Source organism: Rhodococcus globerulus (assembly GCF_019334125.1).
Lineage (GTDB): Bacteria > Actinomycetota > Actinomycetes > Mycobacteriales > Mycobacteriaceae > Rhodococcus_F > Rhodococcus_F globerula.
In genome coordinates this window covers 5,847,472-5,870,102 of record NZ_CP079698.1, presented here as the reverse complement: position 1 = coordinate 5,870,102, position 22,631 = coordinate 5,847,472, and the positions used below count along the sequence as shown (strand labels likewise).

The 22,631-nt window shown below is 62.9% G+C and carries 22 protein-coding genes; 21 read left to right on the top strand and 1 reads right to left on the bottom strand.

All coding sequences use genetic code 11. The features are described 5' to 3' along the window. Positions 1 to 30 precede the first annotated feature (30 nt). From argS to KYT97_RS26700, 21 genes are all read left to right on the top strand, one after another. Entirely contained in the window at positions 31 to 1,683 is a 1,653-nt protein-coding gene (argS, locus tag KYT97_RS26800) for an arginine--tRNA ligase (RefSeq protein ID WP_045071326.1), read from the top strand. After that, positions 1,680 to 3,101 carry a diaminopimelate decarboxylase gene (lysA, locus tag KYT97_RS26795; RefSeq protein ID WP_219111112.1) on the top strand — a complete coding sequence of 474 codons (1,422 nt, stop codon included), beginning with the start codon at positions 1,680 to 1,682 and terminating at the stop codon, positions 3,099 to 3,101. Before argS ends, lysA begins: the two co-directional genes overlap by 4 nt. After that, a complete protein-coding gene (locus KYT97_RS26790; protein ID WP_033236094.1) occupies positions 3,098 to 4,411 on the top strand; it encodes a homoserine dehydrogenase in 1,314 nt (437 codons plus the stop codon). Before lysA ends, KYT97_RS26790 begins: the two co-directional genes overlap by 4 nt. Continuing rightward, entirely contained in the window at positions 4,408 to 5,490 is a 1,083-nt protein-coding gene (thrC, locus tag KYT97_RS26785) for a threonine synthase (RefSeq protein WP_033236095.1), read from the top strand. The genes KYT97_RS26790 and thrC overlap by 4 nt, the downstream gene beginning before the upstream one ends. A gap of 44 nt (positions 5,491 to 5,534) precedes the next feature. After that, positions 5,535 to 6,479 (top strand): homoserine kinase, encoded by a 945-nt coding sequence (gene thrB, locus KYT97_RS26780; RefSeq protein WP_033236137.1) that lies wholly within the window; start codon positions 5,535 to 5,537, stop codon positions 6,477 to 6,479. 468 nt (positions 6,480 to 6,947) lie between these two features. Further along, the gene (rho, locus tag KYT97_RS26775) at positions 6,948 to 9,062 is read left to right on the top strand and encodes a transcription termination factor Rho (RefSeq protein ID WP_219111109.1); all 2,115 of its coding nucleotides are present in this window, start codon (positions 6,948 to 6,950) and stop codon (positions 9,060 to 9,062) included. Between the two features lie 235 nt (positions 9,063 to 9,297). Further along, positions 9,298 to 9,531 carry a 50S ribosomal protein L31 gene (gene rpmE, locus KYT97_RS26770; RefSeq protein ID WP_033236138.1) on the top strand — a complete coding sequence of 78 codons (234 nt, stop codon included), beginning with the start codon at positions 9,298 to 9,300 and terminating at the stop codon, positions 9,529 to 9,531. 147 nt (positions 9,532 to 9,678) lie between these two features. Continuing rightward, positions 9,679 to 10,758 (top strand): peptide chain release factor 1, encoded by a 1,080-nt coding sequence (gene prfA, locus KYT97_RS26765; RefSeq protein ID WP_033236097.1) that lies wholly within the window; start codon positions 9,679 to 9,681, stop codon positions 10,756 to 10,758. A 50-nt stretch (positions 10,759 to 10,808) separates the two neighbouring features. Then, on the top strand, positions 10,809 to 11,741 hold the full coding sequence (prmC, locus tag KYT97_RS26760) for a peptide chain release factor N(5)-glutamine methyltransferase (RefSeq protein WP_033236098.1): 933 nt from the start codon (positions 10,809 to 10,811) through the stop codon (positions 11,739 to 11,741). Further along, the gene (locus KYT97_RS26755; RefSeq protein ID WP_033236099.1) at positions 11,738 to 12,400 is read left to right on the top strand and encodes an L-threonylcarbamoyladenylate synthase; all 663 of its coding nucleotides are present in this window, start codon (positions 11,738 to 11,740) and stop codon (positions 12,398 to 12,400) included. The genes prmC and KYT97_RS26755 overlap by 4 nt, the downstream gene beginning before the upstream one ends. A 40-nt stretch (positions 12,401 to 12,440) precedes the next feature. Continuing rightward, positions 12,441 to 13,625 (top strand): glycosyltransferase family 4 protein, encoded by a 1,185-nt coding sequence (locus tag KYT97_RS26750; protein ID WP_033236100.1) that lies wholly within the window; start codon positions 12,441 to 12,443, stop codon positions 13,623 to 13,625. Positions 13,626 to 13,648: 23 nt separating this feature from the next. Continuing rightward, positions 13,649 to 14,128 carry a Cg1360 family ATP-synthase-associated protein gene (locus tag KYT97_RS26745; RefSeq protein WP_033236101.1) on the top strand — a complete coding sequence of 160 codons (480 nt, stop codon included), beginning with the start codon at positions 13,649 to 13,651 and terminating at the stop codon, positions 14,126 to 14,128. Positions 14,129 to 14,410: 282 nt separating this feature from the next. Beyond that, complete coding sequence (gene atpB, locus KYT97_RS26740) at positions 14,411 to 15,235, top strand: F0F1 ATP synthase subunit A (RefSeq protein WP_045071318.1); 825 nt, start codon at positions 14,411 to 14,413, stop codon at positions 15,233 to 15,235. A gap of 80 nt (positions 15,236 to 15,315) precedes the next feature. Next, entirely contained in the window at positions 15,316 to 15,564 is a 249-nt protein-coding gene (locus KYT97_RS26735) for an ATP synthase F0 subunit C (protein WP_033236102.1), read from the top strand. A gap of 9 nt (positions 15,565 to 15,573) precedes the next feature. Next, complete coding sequence (locus KYT97_RS26730) at positions 15,574 to 16,134, top strand: F0F1 ATP synthase subunit B (protein ID WP_033236103.1); 561 nt, start codon at positions 15,574 to 15,576, stop codon at positions 16,132 to 16,134. Between the two features lie 5 nt (positions 16,135 to 16,139). Continuing rightward, positions 16,140 to 16,964, top strand: a complete 825-nt coding sequence (locus tag KYT97_RS26725; RefSeq protein WP_033236104.1) for a F0F1 ATP synthase subunit delta — start codon at positions 16,140 to 16,142, stop codon at positions 16,962 to 16,964. A gap of 62 nt (positions 16,965 to 17,026) precedes the next feature. Beyond that, the gene (atpA, locus tag KYT97_RS26720) at positions 17,027 to 18,670 is read left to right on the top strand and encodes a F0F1 ATP synthase subunit alpha (RefSeq protein WP_033236105.1); all 1,644 of its coding nucleotides are present in this window, start codon (positions 17,027 to 17,029) and stop codon (positions 18,668 to 18,670) included. 48 nt (positions 18,671 to 18,718) lie between these two features. Then, the gene (locus tag KYT97_RS26715; RefSeq protein WP_033236106.1) at positions 18,719 to 19,702 is read left to right on the top strand and encodes a F0F1 ATP synthase subunit gamma; all 984 of its coding nucleotides are present in this window, start codon (positions 18,719 to 18,721) and stop codon (positions 19,700 to 19,702) included. 3 nt (positions 19,703 to 19,705) lie between these two features. Then, the gene (gene atpD / locus KYT97_RS26710) at positions 19,706 to 21,157 is read left to right on the top strand and encodes a F0F1 ATP synthase subunit beta (protein ID WP_003941349.1); all 1,452 of its coding nucleotides are present in this window, start codon (positions 19,706 to 19,708) and stop codon (positions 21,155 to 21,157) included. Positions 21,158 to 21,163: 6 nt separating this feature from the next. Beyond that, complete coding sequence (locus KYT97_RS26705; RefSeq protein WP_033236107.1) at positions 21,164 to 21,532, top strand: F0F1 ATP synthase subunit epsilon; 369 nt, start codon at positions 21,164 to 21,166, stop codon at positions 21,530 to 21,532. Positions 21,533 to 21,581: 49 nt separating this feature from the next. Then, entirely contained in the window at positions 21,582 to 22,004 is a 423-nt protein-coding gene (locus tag KYT97_RS26700) for a DUF2550 domain-containing protein (protein WP_033236108.1), read from the top strand. A gap of 14 nt (positions 22,005 to 22,018) precedes the next feature. Here KYT97_RS26700 and KYT97_RS26695 read toward each other — a convergent pair whose 3' ends face one another. Then, positions 22,019 to 22,591: a cob(I)yrinic acid a,c-diamide adenosyltransferase gene (locus KYT97_RS26695; protein WP_045071314.1), complete on the bottom strand. Its 573-nt coding sequence runs from the start codon at positions 22,589 to 22,591 to the stop codon at positions 22,019 to 22,021. Positions 22,592 to 22,631 lie beyond the last annotated feature (40 nt).

The following is a 22,631-nucleotide window of genomic DNA, read 5'->3' as shown; positions in this document are numbered from 1 at the left end:
TCGAGTGTGCAGGCAATAAGATGAATACCTGTGACTCCAGCTGACCTTGCCGAACTGCTCCGCGGAACCGCTGCGAGCGTCCTAGCCGAACGCGGCCTCGACGTCTCGGTGCTCCCAGAAACCTTGACAGTCGAGCGTCCTCGCAACCCCGAGCACGGCGACTACGCCACCAACATTGCCATGCAGGTAGCCAAGAAGGTCGGCACGAATCCGCGCGAGCTGGCGGGCTGGCTTGCCGAGGCCCTCACCGCAGCCAACGGAATCGAATCCGCCGAGATCGCCGGACCTGGCTTCCTCAACATCCGGCTGGACAAGGACGCCCAGGGCGCGATCGTCGTATCGGTTCTCGAAGCCGGTCCGTCGTACGGCTCGGGCGATTCCCTCGCCGGCAAGAAGATCAACCTCGAATTTGTCTCCGCCAACCCCACCGGACCGATTCACCTCGGTGGAACCCGTTGGGCCGCAGTCGGAGACGCGCTCGGACGCATCCTGTCCGCGCAGGGCGGCCTGGTCACACGTGAGTACTACTTCAACGACCACGGCGCGCAGATCGATCGCTTCTCGCGTTCGCTGATCGCCGCGGCCAAGGGCGAACCGGCACCAGAGGACGGCTACGCCGGCGCCTACATCGCCGACATCGCTCGGACCGTCATGGAGCAGCGCCCGGACGTCATGGACCTGCCTGCCGACGAGCAGCAGGAAACCTTCCGCGCCATCGGCGTCGATCTGATGTTCACGCACATCAAGCAGACGCTCCACGACTTCGGTGTCGACTTCGACGTGTACTTCCACGAGAACTCGCTCTTCGAATCCGGCGCAGTCGAAAAGGCAGTCGAGTCCCTGAAAAGCTCGGGCAACCTGTTCCACGAGGACGGTGCCTGGTGGCTCAAGAGCACCGACTACGGCGACGACAAGGACCGCGTTGTCATCAAGAGCGACGGCAACGCTGCCTACATTGCCGGTGACATTGCTTACTTCCAGGACAAGCGCGCCCGCGGCTTCGATCTGTGCATCTACATGCTCGGCGCCGATCACCACGGATACATCGGTCGGCTCAAGGCCGCCGCTGCCGCGTTCGGTGACGACCCGGACACCGTCGAGGTCCTGATCGGACAGATGGTCAACCTCGTCAAGGACGGCTCCGCCGTCAAGATGAGCAAGCGCGCAGGCACCGTCATCACCCTCGACGACCTGGTCGAAGCGATCGGCGTCGACGCGTCGCGTTACGTCATGATCCGCTCGTCCGTCGACTCCAGCATCGACATCGACCTCGATCTGTGGACCAAGACCAGCAGCGAGAACCCGGTCTACTACGTCCAGTACGCGCATGCCCGCCTCTCCGCGATCGCCCGCAACGCCGCAGACCTCGGACTTTCTGCCGACGCGAGCCACCTCGCCCTGCTCACGGTCGAGCAGGAGGGCGATCTCATTCGCACGATCGGCGAATACCCTCGCGTCGTGTCCAGTGCAGCGAACCTGCGTGAGCCCCACCGTATTGCTCGCTACCTCGAAGAACTCGCGGGTGCGTACCACCGCTTCTACGGCGCGTGCCGCATCCTTCCGCAAGGCGACGAAGACGCAACCGACGTGCACCGCGCGCGTCTGGCACTCTGCGCCGCCACCAGGCAGGTCCTGGCCAACGGCCTCGAACTGCTCGGCGTCACAGCACCGGAGCAGATGTGAACGCGCACCCCGCCGGCCCCAAGCATGCCGAGCAGTTGCAGGCCCCCGGTCTGCCCGACCGTCCCATCAGTCCCGAGGCTTTCGGTGAACTCTCGCCGCAGGTGTGGCCGCGCAACGCGGCTCGCGGCGACGACGGCGAAGTAACCCTGGCAGGTGTCAAGGTCAGCGAGCTTGCCGAGAAGTACGGCACCCCGCTGTTTGTCATCGACGAAGACGACTTCCGTTCACGCTGCCGCGACATGGCCCGAGCGTTCGGCCCGGATGCCAAGGTGCATTACGCATCCAAGGCATTCCTGTGTGGTGAGATCGCACGCTGGGTTGCCGACGAAGGTCTGTCACTCGACGTGTGCTCCGGCGGCGAATTGGCAATCGCACTGCACGCCGATTTCCCGGCCGAGCGAATTGCCATGCACGGCAACAACAAGTCCGTCGCCGAGCTGACGGCCGGTGTTGCTGCCGGTGTCGGTCACGTCGTCCTCGACTCTGCAGTCGAGATCGAACGCCTCAACCGCGTCGCCGGTGAGGCCGGAGTTGTCCAGGACGTGCTGATCCGCCTGACCGTCGGCGTCGAAGCGCACACCCACGAATTCATCTCCACCGCACACGAAGATCAGAAGTTCGGATTCTCGTTGGCCGGGGGAGCGGCAATCGACGCAGTGCGCCGCGTCTTTGCCGCCGACAACCTGCGCCTCGTCGGACTGCACAGCCACATCGGCTCGCAGATCTTCGACGTCGACGGCTTCGAGGTGGCAGCCCATCGCGTCATCGGGCTGCTTCGCGACGTCGTCGCGGAGTTCGGCGTCGAGAAGACCAAGCAGATCTCGATAATCGACCTCGGTGGCGGCATGGGAATTTCGTACATCCCGTCCGACGACCCGCCGCCCGTCGACGAACTCGCAGCCAAGCTCGGCCACATCGTGCGCAACGAATCGGCACTGGCCGGACTGCCCGAGCCGACACTGGCCGTCGAACCCGGCCGCGCCATCGCCGGACCAGGCACGGTGACGCTCTACGAGGTCGGCACCATCAAGGACGTCACGGTGGGCAGCGCACTGACACGCCGCTACATCAGCGTCGACGGCGGCATGAGCGACAACATCCGCACATCGCTCTACGGTGCGGAGTACGAAGCCAAGTTGGTCTCACGTACATCCGAGGCCGATCCTGTTGTTGCACGTGTTGTCGGAAAGCACTGTGAATCCGGTGACGTCGTCATTCGGGACACCTGGATGCCCGAGGACGTCGGACCTGGTGATTTACTTGCGGTAGCAGCGACCGGTGCATACTGCTATTCGATGTCGAGCAGGTACAACCTGCTCACCCGCCCAGCCGTGGTGGCGGTGCGTGACGGAGTTTCACGCGTGATTCTGCGGAGGGAAACAGTGGAAGATCTGCTCAGCTTGGAGGTATCGCAGTGACGAGCCAATCGGCGCATCGCGCTATCGGTGTGGCCGTTCTCGGCCTCGGTAACGTCGGAAGTGAAGTCGTCCGCATCATTCGTGAGCAGGCCGAGGAGCTCGAAGCTCGCGTCGGCGCTCCGTTGGAACTGCGGGGAGTTGCCGTTCGTCGTATCGGCTCCGACCGCGGAATTCCCGAGGACATGCAGACGACGGATGCAGAATCTCTCGTCGCCCGCGAGGACGTGGACATCGTCGTCGAGGTGATCGGCGGAATCGAGCTGCCGCGAAAGCTGATCCTCTCCTCGCTCAATTCGGGCAAGTCCGTCGTCACCGCCAACAAGGCGTTGCTCGCGGACCACACCGGTGAATTGGCGGAGGCAGCCGAAGCGAACTCGGTCGACCTGTACTTCGAGGCGGCTGTCGCCGGCGCGATCCCGGTCATCCGCCCGCTGACGCAGTCGCTCGCAGGCGACCGGGTCAACAAGGTTGCCGGAATCGTGAACGGCACCACCAACTTCATCCTCTCCGCGATGGCCGAAACGGGCGCGGACTACGAGGAAACCCTCGCCGAAGCCGGCCGCCTCGGATACGCGGAAGCCGATCCGACCGCAGACGTCGAAGGCTACGACGCCGCAGCAAAGGCCGCGATCCTCGCGTCCATCGCGTTCCACACCCGCGTCACCGCCGCTGACGTGTACCGCGAAGGAATCTCCACCATCACCTCCGCGGACCTGGCGTCGGCGAAGGCACTCGACTGCACGATCAAGCTGCTCTCGATCTGCGAGCGGATCGTCACGCCCAAGGGCAAGGAGCGGATCTCCGCGCGGGTCTACCCAGCGCTTGTTCCGCTCACTCACCCGCTCGCCACTGTCAACGGCGCATTCAATGCCGTTGTCGTGGAAGCGGAAAACGCCGGCCGGCTCATGTTCTACGGCCAGGGTGCTGGCGGCGCTCCCACCGCTTCCGCGGTGATGGGTGATCTCGTGATGGCGGCGCGCAACAAGGTTCACGGTGGCCGCGGCCCCCGCGAATCCAAGTACGCCAAGCTCAAGGTCGCTCCGATGGGCGACATCCTCACGCGCTACTACGTGAACATGGAGGTGGCGGACAAGGAAGGCGTGCTGTCCGCAGTCGCCGCCGAGTTTGCGAAGCACGGCGTGAGCATCTCCGTCGTCCGTCAGGAAGGTGCCGGCGCCGGCGCTCGACTGGTGGTCGTCACTCATGTAGCAACCGACGCGGCTCTCTCCGAAACCGTGGCGGCCCTCAACGAACTCGAATTCGTCACCGCTGTGACCAGCGTGCTGCGACTGGAAGGCACTGAACAATGACCGGCATCGTCAATCCCGTCCACAAAGCTTGGCCGGGACTCATCGAGGCATACCGGGATCGTCTGGCAATCGGCGACAACTGGAAGACCGTCACCTTGCGTGAGGGCGGCACCCCGCTCCTGCCGGCCGGTCATCTCTCCGAAATCACCGGTTGTGACGTCTACCTCAAGGTCGAGGGCCTCAACCCCACCGGTTCGTTCAAGGACCGCGGCATGACGATGGCCGTCACCGACGCCCTCGCTCGTGGCCAGCGCGCCGTGCTCTGCGCCTCCACCGGCAACACCTCTGCCTCGGCTGCCGCGTACGCCGCCAAGGCCGGAATGACCTGCGCCGTCCTGATCCCGCAGGGCAAGATCGCCATGGGCAAGCTCGCTCAGGCAGTCATGCACGGCGCCAAGATCATTCAGGTCCAGGGCAACTTCGACGACTGCCTCGAACTGGCACGCAAGACCACTGCGGAGTTCCCGACCATCGGTCTCGTCAACTCTGTGAACCCGGTACGCATCGAAGGCCAGAAGACCGCGGCATTCGAAATCATGGACGTCCTGGGCAAGGCTCCCGACGTTCACGCACTCCCGGTCGGAAACGCCGGAAACATCACGGCGTACTGGCGCGGATACTCCGAGTACTACGCGGACGGTCTGACCACGGTCAGGCCCCGCATGCTCGGCGTGCAGGCAGCCGGAGCCGCACCGCTGGTCAACGGTGCGCCCGTCAAGGATCCCGAGACCATCGCCACCGCAATCCGGATCGGTTCTCCCGCATCCTGGAACGGCGCTGTCGCGGCCAAGGAAGAGTCGAACGGCGCATTCCGCGCCGCAACCGACGAGAAGATCCTCGAGGCCTACCGTCTGATCGCTGCCACCGAAGGCGTTTTCGTGGAGCCGGCGTCGGCAGCGAGCGTTGCCGGGCTCCTCGCAGCCCGCGCCGAAGGATGGCTGGAGCCCGGACTGACCGTCGTGTGCACCGTGACCGGTAACGGCCTCAAGGATCCCGATACCGCTCTGAAGGGCATGCCGAACGTCGAGCCCATCGGTGTTGATCCCGTTGCCGTTGCGGCTGCCCTCGAGCTTGCATAGTGTCCGTGGACTCGTCAACCACTCCGCGGAATCCGGTATCTGACATGACCAGAACCCTGCCTGTCGGTATTTCGGTGACCGCACGCGTCCCGGCCTCGAGTGCAAACTTGGGGCCGGGGTTCGACACCCTCGGCTTGGCTCTGGGGCTGTACGACGAAATCGTGGTCACCACAACGGATTCCGGCCTGAATATCCAGGTCGAAGGTGAGGGTGCCGCAGACGTGCCCTGGGGCCCTTCGCATCTGGTCGTTCGGGCCATCGAGCGCGGACTCGAAGCTGCCGGTGTGTGGGCCAGTGGCCTGGATGTGCTGTGCCGCAACGTGATCCCGCATTCGCGTGGGCTCGGTTCGTCCGCGTCGGCGGCAGTGGGCGGACTTGCTGCCGCAAACGGATTGGCCCGTGCACTCGACGCCGAGATCGGTCTCACCGACGAGCAGTTGGTCCAGTTGTCCTCCGAGTTCGAAGGGCACCCGGACAATGCGTCGGCGAGTGTCCTGGGCGGCGCAGTGGTGTCGTGGAGTTGCCCGTCCATCGTTGATGGCGACGAGCCGATCTACTCGGCCGCAAAACTCGACGTTCATCCCGATATCCGTGCAGTAGCACTGGTTCCGGAAGAACGATCCTCCACCGCGCACACCCGCGGACTGCTGCCCGAGATGGTTCCGCACCAGGATGCGTCGTTCAATGCAAGCCGCAGCGCTCTGGCCGTCGTCGCCCTGACGACGCGTCCGGATCTGTTGATGGCAGCCACCGAAGATCGTCTGCATCAGAGCCAGCGCGCGCCCGCGTTGCCGTTGACAACACGATGGATCTCGATTCTTCGTGAGGCCGGTATCGCGGCTACCGTTTCCGGCGCAGGCCCCACCGTGCTCGCGCTGAGCACGGAACCGTTGCCCGAGCAGTTGGCTGAGGCGGCGCGAGCCGACGGTCTCCGAGTTCTCGAACTCGAGATTGCTTCCGGTGTCGAGGTTCGTCCGACCCTGGACTGAGTTGGCTCCCGCCCGGTTGCCAGGGAAGTGAAGTGACACACGCGGGTTTCGGATAATCTTGCCGGACTCGTGGATCGGCGCTATCCTGGCAATGTCCGTACATCGTGCGCGTCAGTCGCCGGTGCATCATCAAGGGGCCAAACTCCTACCCAGTCGGGAATTGGGGTCCACAATCCTTGACGTGATCCTCGCACTTGTACCTTCTCGGGAAGGTCTGAATCCTCGACGGCACAATCCGTCGATGTTTCGTCAGTCGCGGCAGGTGTGCGACAGCATGTCGGTTTGAAACAGGGGCGGTTCGAGCACCGGTTTCCGACGGCCATGTTGATGACGGGCAAGCCGGTAGTTCTTGACATGCAACTCTCGACATGCAACTAAGTACGGCACCTCCGAGTTCGGTAATCAATCGAAACTTCGGGACGAACCCTCGACTCTGCGCCGCGCAAGTGAGGGAAGGAAAGGACCTCCGTGACCGATACGGACCTCATCGCCACCACTGCACCCAAGGCGAATTCCGCTGGGGCGCAGTCAGGCGACAATTCTCAGGCGTCATCTTCAGCACCCAGCGGTGCGGTGGCGACCTCCACGAAGCGTGCCGACGCACGTCGTGGCGCCGGGCTCTCCGGCATGGTGCTCACCGAACTGCGCAGTCTTGCCGGTGAACTGGGCATCAAGGGCACTTCCGGGATGCGCAAGGGCGACTTGATCGCCGCGATCAAGGAACGTCAGGGCGGCAGCGCCAAGGCGGCACCCGCTCAGAGTGAACTCACGCTCGACGACGCACCGGTTACCCGCACACGCGCCAAGAGCACCCGCGCCGCGCGCACCGAAACTGCCGAAGCTCCGGCTCCTGTCGAAGCTCCCGCAGCCGAGCCCGCCGCAGCAGCACCAGCCACGCGTACCGACACGTCCGAAGAAGCCGAGACGGGAGCCCCTCGTCGTGGCCGTCAGCGTCGCGGCGCTGCACGTCGCGCCGGTTCACCCGACCAGGGCGAGCTGAACATCGAGCAGGAGTCGGCACCGGCCGCTGTAGCACCGGCAAGTGAAGCACCAGTCGAGCGTAAGCAGAACGAGCGCGCCGAGACCCGGACCGATTCCGATCAGTCCGGCTCTGCCGAGCAGACCACCGAGCGTCCCCGCCGCGAGCGCAACAACCGCGACAACCAGGGTCAGCGCGACAACCAGGGTCAGCGCGACAACCAGGGCCAGCGCGGTAACCAGGATCGTCAAGACCGTCAGGATCGCGGAAATCAGAGCAATGCCGGCCAGAACAACGCCGGCCCGCGCACTGACAACCGCAACAACGGTCCGGACGACGACGAAGAGGGTGGCCGCGGACGTCGCGGACGCCGCTTCCGTGAGCGTCGTGGCCGTGGCCGCGAACGCGGCGAGGGCGGTGCACCCAGCGAGTCACGCGAGACCGAGATCCGCGAGGACGACGTCCTGCAGCCGGTAGCCGGCATCCTCGACGTACTCGACAACTACGCGTTCGTGCGTACGTCGGGATACCTCGCCGGACCCAACGACGTCTACGTCTCCATGAACCTGATCCGCAAGAACGGTCTGCGCCGCGGCGACGCCATCACCGGTGCTGTCCGGGTCTCCCGTGACGGCGACCAGAGCAATCAGCGTCAGAAGTTCAACCCGCTGGTGCGTATCGACACCGTCAACGGTGGTGATGTCGAGGCTGCGAAGAAGCGTCCCGAGTTCAACAAGCTCACGCCGCTCTACCCGAACCAGCGTCTGCGTCTCGAGACCGAGCAGAACATTCTGACGACGCGTGTCATCGACCTGGTGATGCCCATCGGTAAGGGCCAGCGCGCCCTGATCGTGAGCCCGCCCAAGGCCGGTAAGACCAGCGTGTTGCAGGCGATCGCCAACGCCATCGCGACCAACAACCCGGAGTGCTACCTCATGGTCGTCCTCGTGGACGAGCGTCCCGAGGAAGTGACCGACATGCAGCGCAGCGTGAAGGGCGAGGTTATCTCCTCGACCTTCGACCGCCCGCCGGGAGACCACACCTCGGTCGCCGAGCTCGCCATCGAGCGCGCAAAGCGTCTCGTGGAAATGGGTAAGGACGTCGTGGTTCTGCTCGACTCGATCACTCGATTGGGTCGTGCGTACAACAACTCGTCGCCCGCGTCGGGACGCATCCTCTCCGGTGGTGTCGACTCCACGGCTCTGTACCCGCCGAAGCGTTTCCTCGGTGCTGCCCGCAACATCGAGCACGGTGGCTCGCTCACCATCATCGCTACCGCGATGGTCGAGACCGGATCCACCGGCGACACCGTGATCTTCGAAGAGTTCAAGGGCACCGGCAACGCCGAGCTCAAGCTCGATCGCAAGATCGCCGAACGTCGTGTGTTCCCGGCTGTGGACGTCAACCCGTCCGGTACGCGTAAGGACGAGCTGCTCCTGAGCCCCGACGAAGCCGCTGTGCTGCACAAGCTGCGTCGTGTGCTGTCCGGGCTGGACTCGCATCAGGCCATCGATCTGCTGATCGACCGTCTGAAGAAGAGCAAGAACAACCTCGAGTTCCTGATGCAGGTCTCCAAGACCGCACCGGGCGCAATCGACGACTGATCTTCGGTCACGAAAGAAGAACCCCACAGCCGATTTGGCTGTGGGGTTTTTCGCGTCTGTGGAACAAACTGACGGGGGAGTGCGTTATGGAATTCGTACAGCCCACTTCCTTCAGAAAGTTCAGACGCGGATTACCGGCTCTACCACCACGTCTGGCATACTGAACGGCCGAGTCCGGTTCCGGTTCACGATGTCGATTGGCGACGTCGACCCGGCGACCATTGAAAGGGACACCATGAAGGCAGGAATCCACCCAACCTACGTAGCGACCACCGTCGTTTGCGGTTGCGGTAACACGTTCGAGACTCACAGCACCAAAGAGTCCGGACGCATCAACGTCGAGGTTTGCTCGCAGTGCCATCCCTTCTACACGGGCAAGCAGAAGATTCTCGACACCGGTGGACGCGTTGCTCGCTTCGAGGCTCGCTACGGCAAGCGCGCAGACAGCAAGGTTCAGACCGAAGACTAGCTGTTCCGCCGACGCCCGATCTGCAATTGCGGATCGGGCGTCGGCTTTTTTGTGCCTGCACTCGGTTTTGCGCGTTTCCCGGGTAGTAGCGTCGAATTATCTTTAAGCGCGCACCGTAGGAAACGAAAACTCAGAGCGGAGCGAACCATGGCAGGCGCAACCAAGCCCTCGGCCATCGACGACATCCTGGCAGAACATGCCGGTCTCGAAGCGCAGATGTCCGACCCGGCGCTGCACAACGACCCGACGGCCGCCCGCCGTGTCGGAAAGCGGTTCGCCGAGCTCTCGCCCATCATGTCGACGTACAACAAGCTCACTGCTGCGCAGGACGATCTGGAAGCCGCGCGTGAACTCGCTGCCGACGATTCCAGCTTTGCCGCGGAGATTCCGGACCTCGAGGCCGAGGTCGCACAGCTCGAGCAGACGCTGACCGATCAACTTGCCCCGCGTGATCCCCACGACGGTGACGACATCGTCCTCGAAGTGAAGTCGGGTGAAGGCGGCGAGGAGTCGGCACTCTTTGCTTCCGACCTGGCCCGCATGTACGTCCGCTACGCGGAACGTCACGGCTGGCGCGTCGAAATCCTGGATGCGACGGTCTCCGATCTCGGTGGATACAAAGAAGCAACCATTTCGATCAAGAGTAAGTCCGATACCCCAGACGGCGTATGGGCACGACTCAAGTTCGAGGGCGGCGTTCACCGCGTCCAGCGCGTGCCCGTCACCGAATCGCAGGGACGTGTGCATACTTCCGCCGCCGGTGTCCTGGTGTACCCGGAACCCGAAGAGGTCGAACAGGTTCAGATCGACGAGGGTGACCTGCGCATTGACGTCTACCGCTCGTCCGGCAAGGGTGGCCAAGGCGTCAACACCACCGACTCCGCGGTGCGAATTACTCACCTGCCCACCGGAATTGTGGTCACGTGCCAGAACGAACGCTCGCAGCTTCAGAACAAGGCCCGCGCCATGCAGGTGCTGGCCGCTCGTCTGCAGGTTGTCGCGGAGGAAGCCGCAGACGCGGAAGCTTCCGCCGGACGCCAGAGCCAGGTCAGGACCGTCGACCGCTCGGAACGTATCCGCACCTACAACTTTCCCGAGAACCGCATCACCGATCACCGCATCGGATTCAAGTCGCACAACCTCGACGCCGTTCTCGACGGAGAGCTTGATCCGCTCCTCGACGCACTGGGCAAGGCGGACCGCGAGGCCCGCCTCGCAGCCGAATAGGCGGGCGACATGACAACTCGTGAATTTCTCAGGCGTGGCAGGCTGTACGCGTGAGCAGACTCCCACTCCGTTTGGCGCTGATCGAGGCAGCCAAAGAGCTCGACGCGGCCGGCGTACCCAGCCCACGTAATGATGTCGAACTGCTGGCGTCGCATCTGCTCGGGGTAGAGCGCACCCGCCTAGGCCTGATTCCGTTGGTCGACCCCGAGGTGATCGAGGCGTTCAACGGCATGGTGGCGCAGCGCGCGAAGCGAATCCCGTTGCAGCACATCATCGGCAGCGCGTCGATGGGCAATATCGACGTTGCCGTCGGTCCGGGTGTGTTCATCCCGCGGCCCGAAACCGAGTTGCTGATGGGCTGGGCACTCTCGTTCCTCGAAGGATGCGGCAGTAGGCCTCCGGTTGTCCTGGACCTGTGCACCGGCTCGGGCGTGCTTGCGCTGTCCATCGCCGAGGCAAGGCCGGACGCTGTGGTACATGCCGTGGAGAAAGAGCCCGCCGCGCTGGCGTGGGCGCGTCGCAACGCCGCGGACCGTGAAACAGCGGGGGATACCCCGATTCATCTTCATCAAGGTGATGTCACCGATCGCAATCTGCTGCAGGCTCTCGAAGGCAAAGTCGACCTCGTCGTCTCCAACCCGCCGTACATTCCCGAAGGGGCGCAGCTGCAGCCCGAGGTCATGGATTACGACCCGCACACGGCTCTCTTCGGTGGTCCGGACGGTTTGTCCGTCATCAAACCCATGATCAGCAACATCGCACGCTGGCTGCGGATCGGCGGCGCCGCCGGGATCGAGCACGACGACACCAACGGCGACGGCGTCGCGGCACTGTTCTCCGGTCGACGGGTGTTCGGCGAAGTGGAGCAGCATCCGGACCTGGCCGGTCGCCCCCGTTTTGTTGTCGCGAGACGCGTCGCCACCGACGTGGAAGCCCAGCGTGAGCGAGACCACGGAATGCCGAGTGACAGGATGGTCCAGTGAGCACCGTTTACGACTGTAGTGAAATTGATACCCGTACGGCAGGTCTAGCTGCCGCTAAGAATGCACTCAAAGCCGGCCGCTTGGTTGTCCTTCCGACAGACACGTTGTACGGATTGGCTGCTGATGCGTTCGACAGCGAGGCCGTCACGAGCCTCCTCCGTGCCAAGGGGCGCGGCCGGGACATGCCGGTTCCCGTTCTGGTCGGATCCTGGAACACCATCGACGGACTCGTCTACAGCGTCCGTCCGCAGGCACGCGATCTCGTTCGCGCATTCTGGCCGGGCGGGCTGAGTCTGGTTGTCGAACAAGCACCCTCACTGGCCTGGGATCTCGGCGATACGCGGGGAACGGTCATGCTTCGCATGCCGTTGCACCCCGTCGCATTGGAATTGCTGCGCGACGTCGGACCGCTTGCCGTCTCGAGCGCCAACATCTCCGGACGTCCACCGGCCACCACGGTCGACGAGGCTCGCGATCAGCTAGGCGGCTCGGCCAGCGTCTACCTCGACGGCGGACCGGCAGCACACGCGGTGGCGTCGACGATCGTGGATCTGACCGGCGACTCGCCCCGTATTCTGCGAGTCGGCGCCGTGTCGGCGGAAGATATCGCAGACGTGTTGGGCACCACGCCGGAAAGCCTTGTAGAGGGAGTTTCGTAACGATGGTCGGTGCCCGCCAGAACACGGGTGATTCTCCCCAGTGATCACGACGCACCAGGCCACCGAAATCCTTGCGCAGTCCAGCGGGGGAACGGGCGTACCGATCCGAGAACTCCTGCTGGTTCTGTGCACCGCTGCTGTGGTCACCTATCTGGCTACCGGCGCAGTGCGGATCCTGGCCATTCGCTTCGGAGCGGTGGCGATACCGCGCGACCGTGACGTCCACGTTCAGCCGACGCCTCGTCTCGGTGGTGTCGGAATGTATGTGGGTTTGGCTGCCGGGCTACTCTTCGCGCAGCAATTGCCTGCTCTGACACGAGGATTCGAGTTCGACAGTCATGACGTTCAAGCGGCGCTGGTGTCCGGCGGTGTCATAGTCCTGGTGGGGATCATCGACGACAAGTGGGGACTCGACGCCCTCACGAAGTTCGTCGGTCAGGTGACTGCTGCAGGAATCATGGTGGTGATGGGCGTCAGTTGGTTCATCATCTACAACCCGTTCGGTGACGGCGGATCGACCATCATTCTCGACCAGATCCAATCGGGCCTGTTCACGGTTGCCGTTGCCGTCGCAACTATCAACGCCATGAATTTCGTCGACGGTCTCGACGGTCTGGCGGCGGGACTCGGCCTTATTGCCGCGGTCGCGATCCTCCTCTTCTCGATCGGACTCCTGCACGATCAGGGCGGTGATGTCAGCGTGTACCCGCCGGCGATGATCGCCGCTGCTCTCGCCGGAGCGTGCCTCGGATTTCTGCCGCACAATTTCAATCCGGCACGGATATTCATGGGTGATTCCGGATCCATGCTGATCGGACTCATGCTTGCCGCGATTTCGACGTCCGCGTCCGGCCGGATTCCGCTGACGGCCTACGGCACGCGCGATCTTGTCGGTCTCCTCGCGCCGTTGCTGCTGGTCAGTGCTGTGATGTTCATCCCCATGCTGGACATGCTGCTTGCGGTCATCCGCCGCACGAGGGCAGGTGTGAGTCCGTTCAGTCCGGACAAGATGCATCTGCATCACCGGTTGCTGCAGATCGGTCACACCCATCGCCGAGTTGTGCTGGTCATCTACTCGTGGGTGGGGGTTCTTGCCTTCGGCGCTGTGGGATCTTCGCTGCTGGATCGACAGTTGGTTGTTGTCCTCGTGGCGGCCGGGTTACTTGCGGCATTCCTGTTCACGGCGATCCCGTCACTGCGCGATCGCCGGCAGGAGCGAGGGTAGGGAACTTTTCCGATCCATTACCCTTGAGCATCGTGACGAACACCCCGCAATCAGTGCCGGCATCGCAGCCCATTCCCGATTCGACCGCAGCAATGCGCTCCGCAGTGAAGTGGGGCGTGATCGGACTGGTTGTGCTGACCATTGTCGGTTCCCTGCTCGGGTGGCTGATCGGCGGTAAGGAAGGCCTGTACGGCGCGCTTCTCGGCGCCGCCGTCGGCGGTGGGTTCATTCTCTTCACCGCACTGGGTGTTCTTCTCACGTCGAAACTGCCGGCCCTGACCGCTGGTGCAGTTCTTCTCGGGACCTGGTTGCTCAAGATGATCCTGGCAATTGTGGTGCTCGCGATTCTGAAACCGCTCGACTTCTATGACAAGACGTCGTTGGTACTGGTCATGGTATTTGCGTTGGTTATCGTCCTCGGGGCGGAAACATACGGTGTTCTCGGAACCAAGACGCCGTACGTGGACCCCACCCCGAGCGCCCCGGTCAACGACGAAGAGTAGTACTACAAATCGTAACGAACCGCCCCTTCAGGTACCCCATCTACACAATGTCGTAGATGACTTGGTAGGGTCAGCGTCAAGCGAGAGCAAAGGCAGGCTAGGTAACCCTCAGCCGACGATGCCATGTGCTCGCAGGTGGCCGATATTCTGGGCCACTGAGTCGACGAGAGTCGCCGACACCGACAGAAGCCAGACCCCCGCGAGGGTTCTCCAGCAACTGACGAATGCGCGAGTCGAACTTGTCGACTTGTAGATCGTCAATGTCCGATCGAACCGCAGTCAATGATGGCTGCGGACCGACTACGGGAGAGAACGCTGAGCGTCACCACCCTGGCCGCCGTGGAGTTCCACGCGCCGTCACTAGACGATTTTTTCCCCGAATCAGTACTGATTCACGCGGGTCCGTTCGAGCTCGACCGACTGATGCTCATCCGCATTCTGATGTCGGTGTTGGTAGCAGCGTTCTTCGCAATTGCGATGCGCAGCCCGCGGTTGATTCCGCGTGGTGTGCAGAACGTAGCCGAGATCGCGTTGGACTTCGTTCGCGTGCAGATCGCTGAAGACGTTCTCGGTAAGGAACAGGGCAAGCGATTCCTGCCCGTCATTGCCACGATCTTCTTCGTCGTCATCGCCAACAACGTCTCCGCGATCATCCCCTTCTTGAACATCTCACCGAACGCGCGTATCGGTATGCCGTTGGTTCTCGCGGCACTCGCATACATCGTCTTCAACTACGTGGGCATCAAGAAGTACGGCTTCTTCAAGTACGTGAAGAGCAGCATCGTTGTGCCCGGCGTTCCGACTGCCCTGCACTTCCTGCTGATCCCGATCGAGTTCATCTCGACGTTCGTCCTGCGCCCCTTCACGTTGATGGTTCGTCTTATGGCCAACATGTTGGCCGGCCACATCCTGCTGGTGCTGTTCCTCGGAGCAACGAACTTCTTTGTCCTCAACGGCGGCTTCCAGGCACTCTTCGGTGTTGCCTCCCTGGCCGCGGCTATCGCCTTCACCTTCTTCGAAATCCTGGTGATCGTGCTGCAGGCCTACGTTTTCTCTCTGCTGGCCGCGGTCTACATCGACCTCGCCTTGCACGCCGAAGATCACTGACCACACCACATTTCAGCTACACCAAGAACTGAGCCTTTCGTCGACACCGGCGAAGGTCAACTGAAAGGGAATGGAACACCATGAGCGTCGCTTACCTGGCACAGGAAGTTGCCGAGCAGACCATCACCAACAAGGGTTATGGCGCCATCGGCTACGGCCTCGCGGCAATCGGCCCCGGCATCGGTATCGGCATCGTTGTCGGTAAGGCAATCGAGGGCATGGTTCGCCAGCCCGAGATGGCCGGACAGGTTCGTACCACCATGTTCCTCGGTATTGCATTCACCGAGGCCCTCGCGCTGATCGGCCTCGTCGCCGGCTTCATTTTCTAAGAGACCGACATGGCAGCCACCATTACTCTGCTCGCGGCCGCTGAGGGTGAGACTCACAACCCTCTCGTGCCCGCGACGTACGACATCGTATGGTCCATCGTCTGCCTCGTCGTTGTCGGTTTTGTCTTCTGGAAGTTCGTACTTCCGATGTTCCAGAAGGTCCTTGCCGATCGCACCGAGCAGATCGAGGGCGGGATCAAGAAGGCCGAAGAGGCACAGGCCGAGGCAAAGGACGCGCTAGAGCAGTACCGCGCGCAGCTTGCCGAAGCTCGCACCGAGGCCGCGCAGATCCGTGAGGAAGCGCGCACCCAGGGTCAGCAGATCATTGCTGACATGAAGGTTCAGGCGCAGGAGGAGAGCGATCGCATCGTGGCCGCAGGCCACAGCCAGCTCGTCGCCCAGCGTCAGCAGATCGTCGCTGAGCTCCGCTCGGATCTCGGCAAGACCGCTGTAGACCTGGCCGAGAAGGTCATCGGAGAGTCCCTCGCCGACGACGTGAAGCGTGCCGGAACGGTTGATCGATTCCTCAACGAGCTCGACGCCGTCAGCGCTGATTCAGCCAGGAAGTGAGCAACATGTACGCAGCGAGCCGTGAATCCTTGGCGCAGACGCGTTCTGCGCTGAGCAGCGCCCTGGGCGCAGTCTCTGCAGGTGCCGCTACCGCGGCCGCTGCGCAGGCTGGGTCCGAGCTCTTCTCGGTGGTCGAGGTACTTGACGGCCAGCGCGCTCTTCGCAGCGCGCTGGCTGACGCTTCGGCACCGGTCGCTGGTCGCCAGGGCTTGGCTGAGCAGTTGTTCTCCGGAAAGGTCGGCGCGGAAGCGCTGGCAACCGTGAAAGCAGCTGCAGGCCAGGATTGGTCAGCGGGCCGCGACTTGGTCAACTCGCTCGAACTGCTCGGCCGCGAAGCTCTGCTTCGCGCCGCAGCCGATCAGGGCCAGTTGGACACCGTCGAGGACGAGCTGTTCCGTCTCGGCCGCATCGTGGCAGGGGATCCCAGCCTGGAGCAGACGCTCTCGGATCTGTCGGTTCCCGCAGCCCGCAAGCGTGAGTTCCTTTCGCGCCTGCTCTACGGCAAGGTCACCGCGGTCACCGAGGCACTTGCCGGACAGGCCGTCGGCCGGTTGAAGTCTGCACCCGCAGACACTTTCGACCAGCTGTCGAATCTTGCCGCCGCGCAGCGTGATACCGCTGTTGCCCACGTGCGCAGCGCTTCGGCGTTGAGTGCGGAGCAGACTGATCGTTTGACGAGCACACTTACCCGCACCTACGGGAAGCCGGTAACCGTGCACGTCGAGATCGATCCCGCACTTCTCAGCGGCTTGGTCGTCCGGGTGGGCGACGAGGTCATCGACGGTAGTGCAGCGGGACGACTCGCAGCACTGCGGAAGAACCTCAAATAGTCCTTCAGCCGAACACACACTCCAGATCTTTTCGAAGACCAGATACCGAGAGCAGGAAAAACATGGCGGAGCTGACGATCTCCTCCGACGAGATCCGTAGCGCGATCGACAACTACACCGCGAGCTACTCCCCGGAGGCCTCCCGTGAGGAGGTCGGCACAGTGACCGACACCAGTGACGGCATTGCGCACGTCTCTGGCCTGCCTTCGGCTATGTCCAACGAGCTGTTGGAGTTCCCCGGTGGAATCGTCGGCGTCGCGCTCAACCTGGATGCCACCGAAATCGGTGCAGTCATCCTGGGTGACTACCAGAACATTCAAGAAGGCCAGGAAGTAAAGCGCACGGGCGACGTTCTGTCGGTTCCCGTCGGCGACGCTTTCCTCGGCCGCGTCATCGACCCGTTGGGTGCTCCCATCGACGGCCTCGGCGAGATCGAGAGCACCGAAAACCGTGCACTCGAACTGCAGGCCGCTTCGGTGCTCGAGCGCCAGCCGGTCGAAGAGCCGCTCCAGACCGGTATCAAGGCTATCGACGCCATGACCCCGATCGGCCGCGGCCAGCGCCAGCTCATCATCGGCGACCGCAAGACCGGCAAGACCGCGGTCTGCATCGACGCGATCCTGAACCAGAAGGCCAACTGGGATTCCGGCGATGTCAACAAGCAGGTTCGCTGCATCTACGTTGCCATCGGTCAGAAGGGCTCCACCATCGCGGGCGTCAAGGCTGCCCTCGAGGAGAAGGGCGCGATGGAGTACACCACCATCGTTGCTGCTCCGGCTTCTGATTCCGCAGGCTTCAAGTGGCTCGCACCGTACACCGGCTCGGCCATCGGCCAGCACTGGATGTACCAGGGCAAGCACGTTCTGGTCGTGTTCGACGACCTGACCAAGCAGGCAGAGGCGTACCGCGCCATCTCGCTGCTGCTGCGTCGCCCGCCGGGACGTGAGGCATACCCCGGTGACGTCTTCTACTTGCACTCCCGTCTGCTGGAGCGTTCGGCGAAGCTGTCCGACGCACTCGGTGGCGGCTCGCTGACGGCTCTGCCGATCATCGAGACCAAGGCAAACGACGTCTCGGCATACATCCCGACCAACGTCATTTCCATCACCGACGGCCAGGTCTTCCTCGAGTCCGACCTGTTCAACAAGGGCGTTCGCCCCGCGATCAACGTCGGTATCTCGGTCTCCCGCGTCGGTGGCGCTGCACAGACCAAGGGCATGAAGAAGGTTTCCGGTTCGCTGCGTCTGGAACTGGCTCAGTTCCGTGAGCTCGAAGCGTTCTCCGCCTTCGCATCCGATCTCGACGCTGCCTCCAAGGCTCAGCTCGAGCGCGGTGCCCGTCTGGTCGAGCTGCTCAAGCAGGATCAGTACAGCCCGATCCCCGTCGAAGACCAGATCATCTCGATCTACCTCGCCGGCGAAGGCACCTTCGACAGCGTCCCGATCGGCGACGTCCGTCGCTTCGAGAAGGAACTGCTCGAAGACCTCAAGCACTCGGCTGCAGGCGTTTACTCCAGCATCAACGGCGGTAAGGCACTCGATGCCGACAACGCTGCTGCGCTGATCGCTGCAACCGACAAGTTCAAGGAAGGCTTCATCGCATCCGACGGAAGCCGGGTCGTGAACGAAGCCGAGGCCGACGCTCTGGGCGCAGACGAGGTCGCGAACGAGCAGATCAACGTCAAGCGCAAGACCGTCAGCAAGTGACGCACGCGCCCATGACACTGCGAATTCCGAAGGGAGAGTGATTGATCGATGGCAAGCATTCTCGAATTGCGGTCCCGTATCAAGTCGGTCAACTCGACCAAGAAGATCACCAAAGCACAGGAACTGATCGCGACTTCGCGTATCACGAAGGCTCAGATTCGCGTCGCCGCATCCAAGCCGTATGCCGAGGAGATCACGAAGGTACTCACCGAATTGGCGAGTGCGTCTGCTTCGCTCGATCACCCGCTGCTCAACGAGCGTCCGGAGCCCAAGCGGGCTGCGGTGCTCGTTGTCACCAGTGACCGCGGCATGTGTGGTGGCTACAACTCCAACGTCCTCAAGCAGGCAGAAGAGCTCATGGCTCTGCTCCGCACCGAGGGCAAGGAGCCGGTTGTCTACGTGCTCGGTTCCAAGGGACTCGGTTACTACACCTTCCGTGGCCGCGACATCGGTGCTGCGTGGACGGGCTTCTCGCAGGATCCGGGTTACTCGGATGCCGCGAAGGCCAGCCGCCACCTGGTGGAGCTCTTCATGGCAGGTTCGGGCAACCAGGTCGACGCTCCGAACGGCGAAGGCACCATCGAGGGCGTCGACGAACTCCATATCGTCTACACCCGCTTTGTGTCGATGCTGACCCAGACCCCCGAGGTTCGCCGTATGGCTCCCCTCGAGGTGTCCGTGTCCGAAGAGCGCATCGAACTCGGCGACGACATGCTGACCAACGGTCACGACGACGACCACTCCACCGGTCCCGTCGCTGACTTCAGCTTCGAGCCCGAGCCGGAGAAACTGCTCGGCGCACTTCTGCCGAAGTACGTCAGCACGCGTATCTTCTCGTCGCTTCTCGATGCTGCGGCATCGGAGTCGGCAGCCCGTCGTACCGCTATGAAGGCCGCGACGGACAACGCAAACGAACTGGTGAACACGTTGAGCCGTCAGGCCAACCAGGCTCGCCAGGCCCAGATCACCCAGGAAATCAGCGAGATCGTCGGCGGCGCCAACGCGCTCGCCTCGAGCGCAGGAAGTGACTAGCACATGACCGCAGCAGTAACCGAAAACAACGGGGCAGGTTCGGCTTCGGCCGTAGCCGGCCGCGTCGTGCGGGTCATCGGTCCCGTCGTGGACGTTGAATTCCCGCGTGGCGCTGTTCCTGAACTGTTCAACGCCCTGAACGCCGAGATCACGCTTCCCTCGGTCGCCAAGACGCTGACGCTCGAGGTTGCTCAGCACCTCGGTGACAACCTGGTCCGCACCGTCTCCATGCAGCCCACCGACGGCCTGGTCCGCGGCACTGCAGTGACCGACTCGGGCAAGCCGATCTCGGTTCCCGTCGGTGACGTCGTCAAGGGCCACGTGTTCAACGCACTGGGCGATTGCCTCGACACACCCGGCCTCGGCCGTGACGGCGAGCAGTGGGGCATCCACCGCAAGCCACCAGCCTTCGATCAGCTCGAAGGTAAGACCGAGATCCTCGAGACCGGCATCAAGGTCATCGACCTTCTCACCCCGTACGTCAAGGGTGGAAAGATCGGTCTGTTCGGTGGTGCCGGCGTCGGCAAGACCGTTCTGATCCAGGAAATGATCACGCGTATCGCTCGCGAGTTCTCGGGCACCTCGGTGTTCGCAGGCGTCGGTGAGCGTACCCGTGAGGGCACCGACCTCCACCTGGAAATGGAAGAGATGGGCGTCCTCCAGGACACCGCCCTTGTCTTCGGCCAGATGGACGAGCCGCCCGGAACGCGTATGCGCGTCGCCCTGTCCGCACTGACGATGGCGGAGTACTTCCGCGACGTTCAGGGCCAGGACGTCCTGCTGTTCATCGACAACATCTTCCGCTTCACGCAGGCAGGTTCCGAGGTTTCCACCCTCCTCGGCCGTATGCCTTCGGCAGTGGGCTACCAGCCCACGCTTGCGGACGAGATGGGTGAGCTCCAGGAGCGCATCACCTCGACCCGTGGTCGTTCGATCACGTCGCTGCAGGCTATTTACGTGCCCGCCGACGACTACACCGACCCCGCGCCGGCTACGACGTTCGCGCACCTCGATGCCACCACCGAGCTCTCGCGCCCGATTTCGCAGATGGGTATTTACCCCGCTGTGGATCCGCTGAGCTCGACCTCCCGCATCCTGGAGCCCGGCATCGTCGGTGCCGAGCACTTCCGCGTTGCCAACGAGGTCAAGCGCATCCTGCAGAAGTACAAGGAACTGCAGGACATCATCGCCATCCTCGGTATGGACGAGCTTCAGGAAGAGGACAAGGTCCTCGTGGGCCGCGCCCGTCGTATCCAGAAGTTCCTCGGCCAGAACTTCATCGTTGCCGAGAAGTTCACCGGTGAGCCCGGCTCCGTCGTGCCGCTTCGCGACACCATCGAAGCCTTCGACCGCGTCTGCAAGGGCGAGTTCGATCACCTTCCCGAGCAGGCATTCAACAGCTGTGGTGGACTCGACGACGTCGAGGCTGCAGCCAAGAAGATGGCCGGGAAGTAGTCCACGATGGCTGAGATGACCGTAGAACTCGTTGCCGTCGAGGAGCGCTTGTGGTCGGGTACGGCGACGCTGGTCAGCGCTCAGACGACTGAGGGCGAGATCGGCATCATGCCTGGGCATGAGCCGGTTCTCGGCCAGCTCATCGAGGGCGGCACCGTGTCGATCACGTCTGTCGACGGTGAGCGCATCGTCGCAGCAGTTCACGGCGGTTTCCTGTCGGTGACGGCTACCACCGTCACGATTCTGGCCGAGTCCGCGGACATGGCCGAGGACATCGACGTGAGCGCTGCCAAGGCAGTACTCGCTGACACCCAAGCCGACGACGAGGCGATTGCGGTCGCCAAGGGTCAGCTTCGGGCAGTCGAGCGCGCGTAGTTAATCAGAGCAAAGCCGCGACGGGAGCCGACGAACAGTGACATTCGGAATGACTGTGTTGATCATTCTGGTTGTGCTGCTCGCGGTTCTCGTCGCGGCTTTTCTGTACCGTCTGGTGATCCTGCGCCGCGGTGGTACGGCAGCACTTCTTCGTGTTCTGCCCTCTCCGGGGGACAGCGGGTGGCGACACGGAATCATTCGCTACGGCGAAAGCTCCTTCGTATTCTTCAAACTTTCTTCTCTCCGGCCCGGTCCGGATTCACGTGTCGACCGTCAAGGCATCGAGGTCGAGAGCCGTCGCTCTCCCTCCGGTACCGAATTCGACATCATGAGTGACGACATCGTTGTCCTGCGTCTGCGTGATGGGTCGTCGAACTACGAAATCGCTTTGGACAGTGGAGCGTTGACCGCGTTCCTGTCCTGGGTGGAATCTCGGCCAGACGGGCGTGCCCGCAGGCGACGTACCGCCTGACCGGAGGTGCGGCGTCAGGCGCCGGCGCCTGGCTTCCAGAGAACATCACCGTTCGGATTGGCAACTCTTCCCATGATGAAGAGCAGATCCGACAATCTGTTGAGGTATTTGGCGGGCAGAACGCTCGTGTCGTCAGGGTGCGCATCGATAGCCGACCACGCCGCTCGTTCGGCTCGGCGAGATACGGTCCGAGCAACGTGCAGTAGAGCTCCCAACGGCGTTCCGCCGGGCAGAATGAACGAATTCAGCGGTGCCAGTTCATCATTGAGCTCGTCGCACCAGCCTTCGAGGCGATCGATGTATGCCTGGGTAACGCGCAGTGGCGGGTATTTGGGATTCTCGACGACCGGGGTGGACAGGTCGGCTCCCGCGTCGAAGAGGTCGTTCTGAATCTGTCGAAGTATCGCCGTCAGACTCTCCGATGGATTGCCGAGTGCCAACGCAACACCGATCGCGGCATTGGTTTCGTCGCAATCCGCATATGCGGTCAGGCGCGGGTCGTTCTTGGACACGCGCGAAAAGTCGCTCAGTCCTGTGGTGCCGTCGTCGCCGGTCCGGGTGTAGATCTTCGTTAGGTGAACACTCATACGCCAACGGTACCGGCGCGGAGTTTCGACGGTTGTGGCT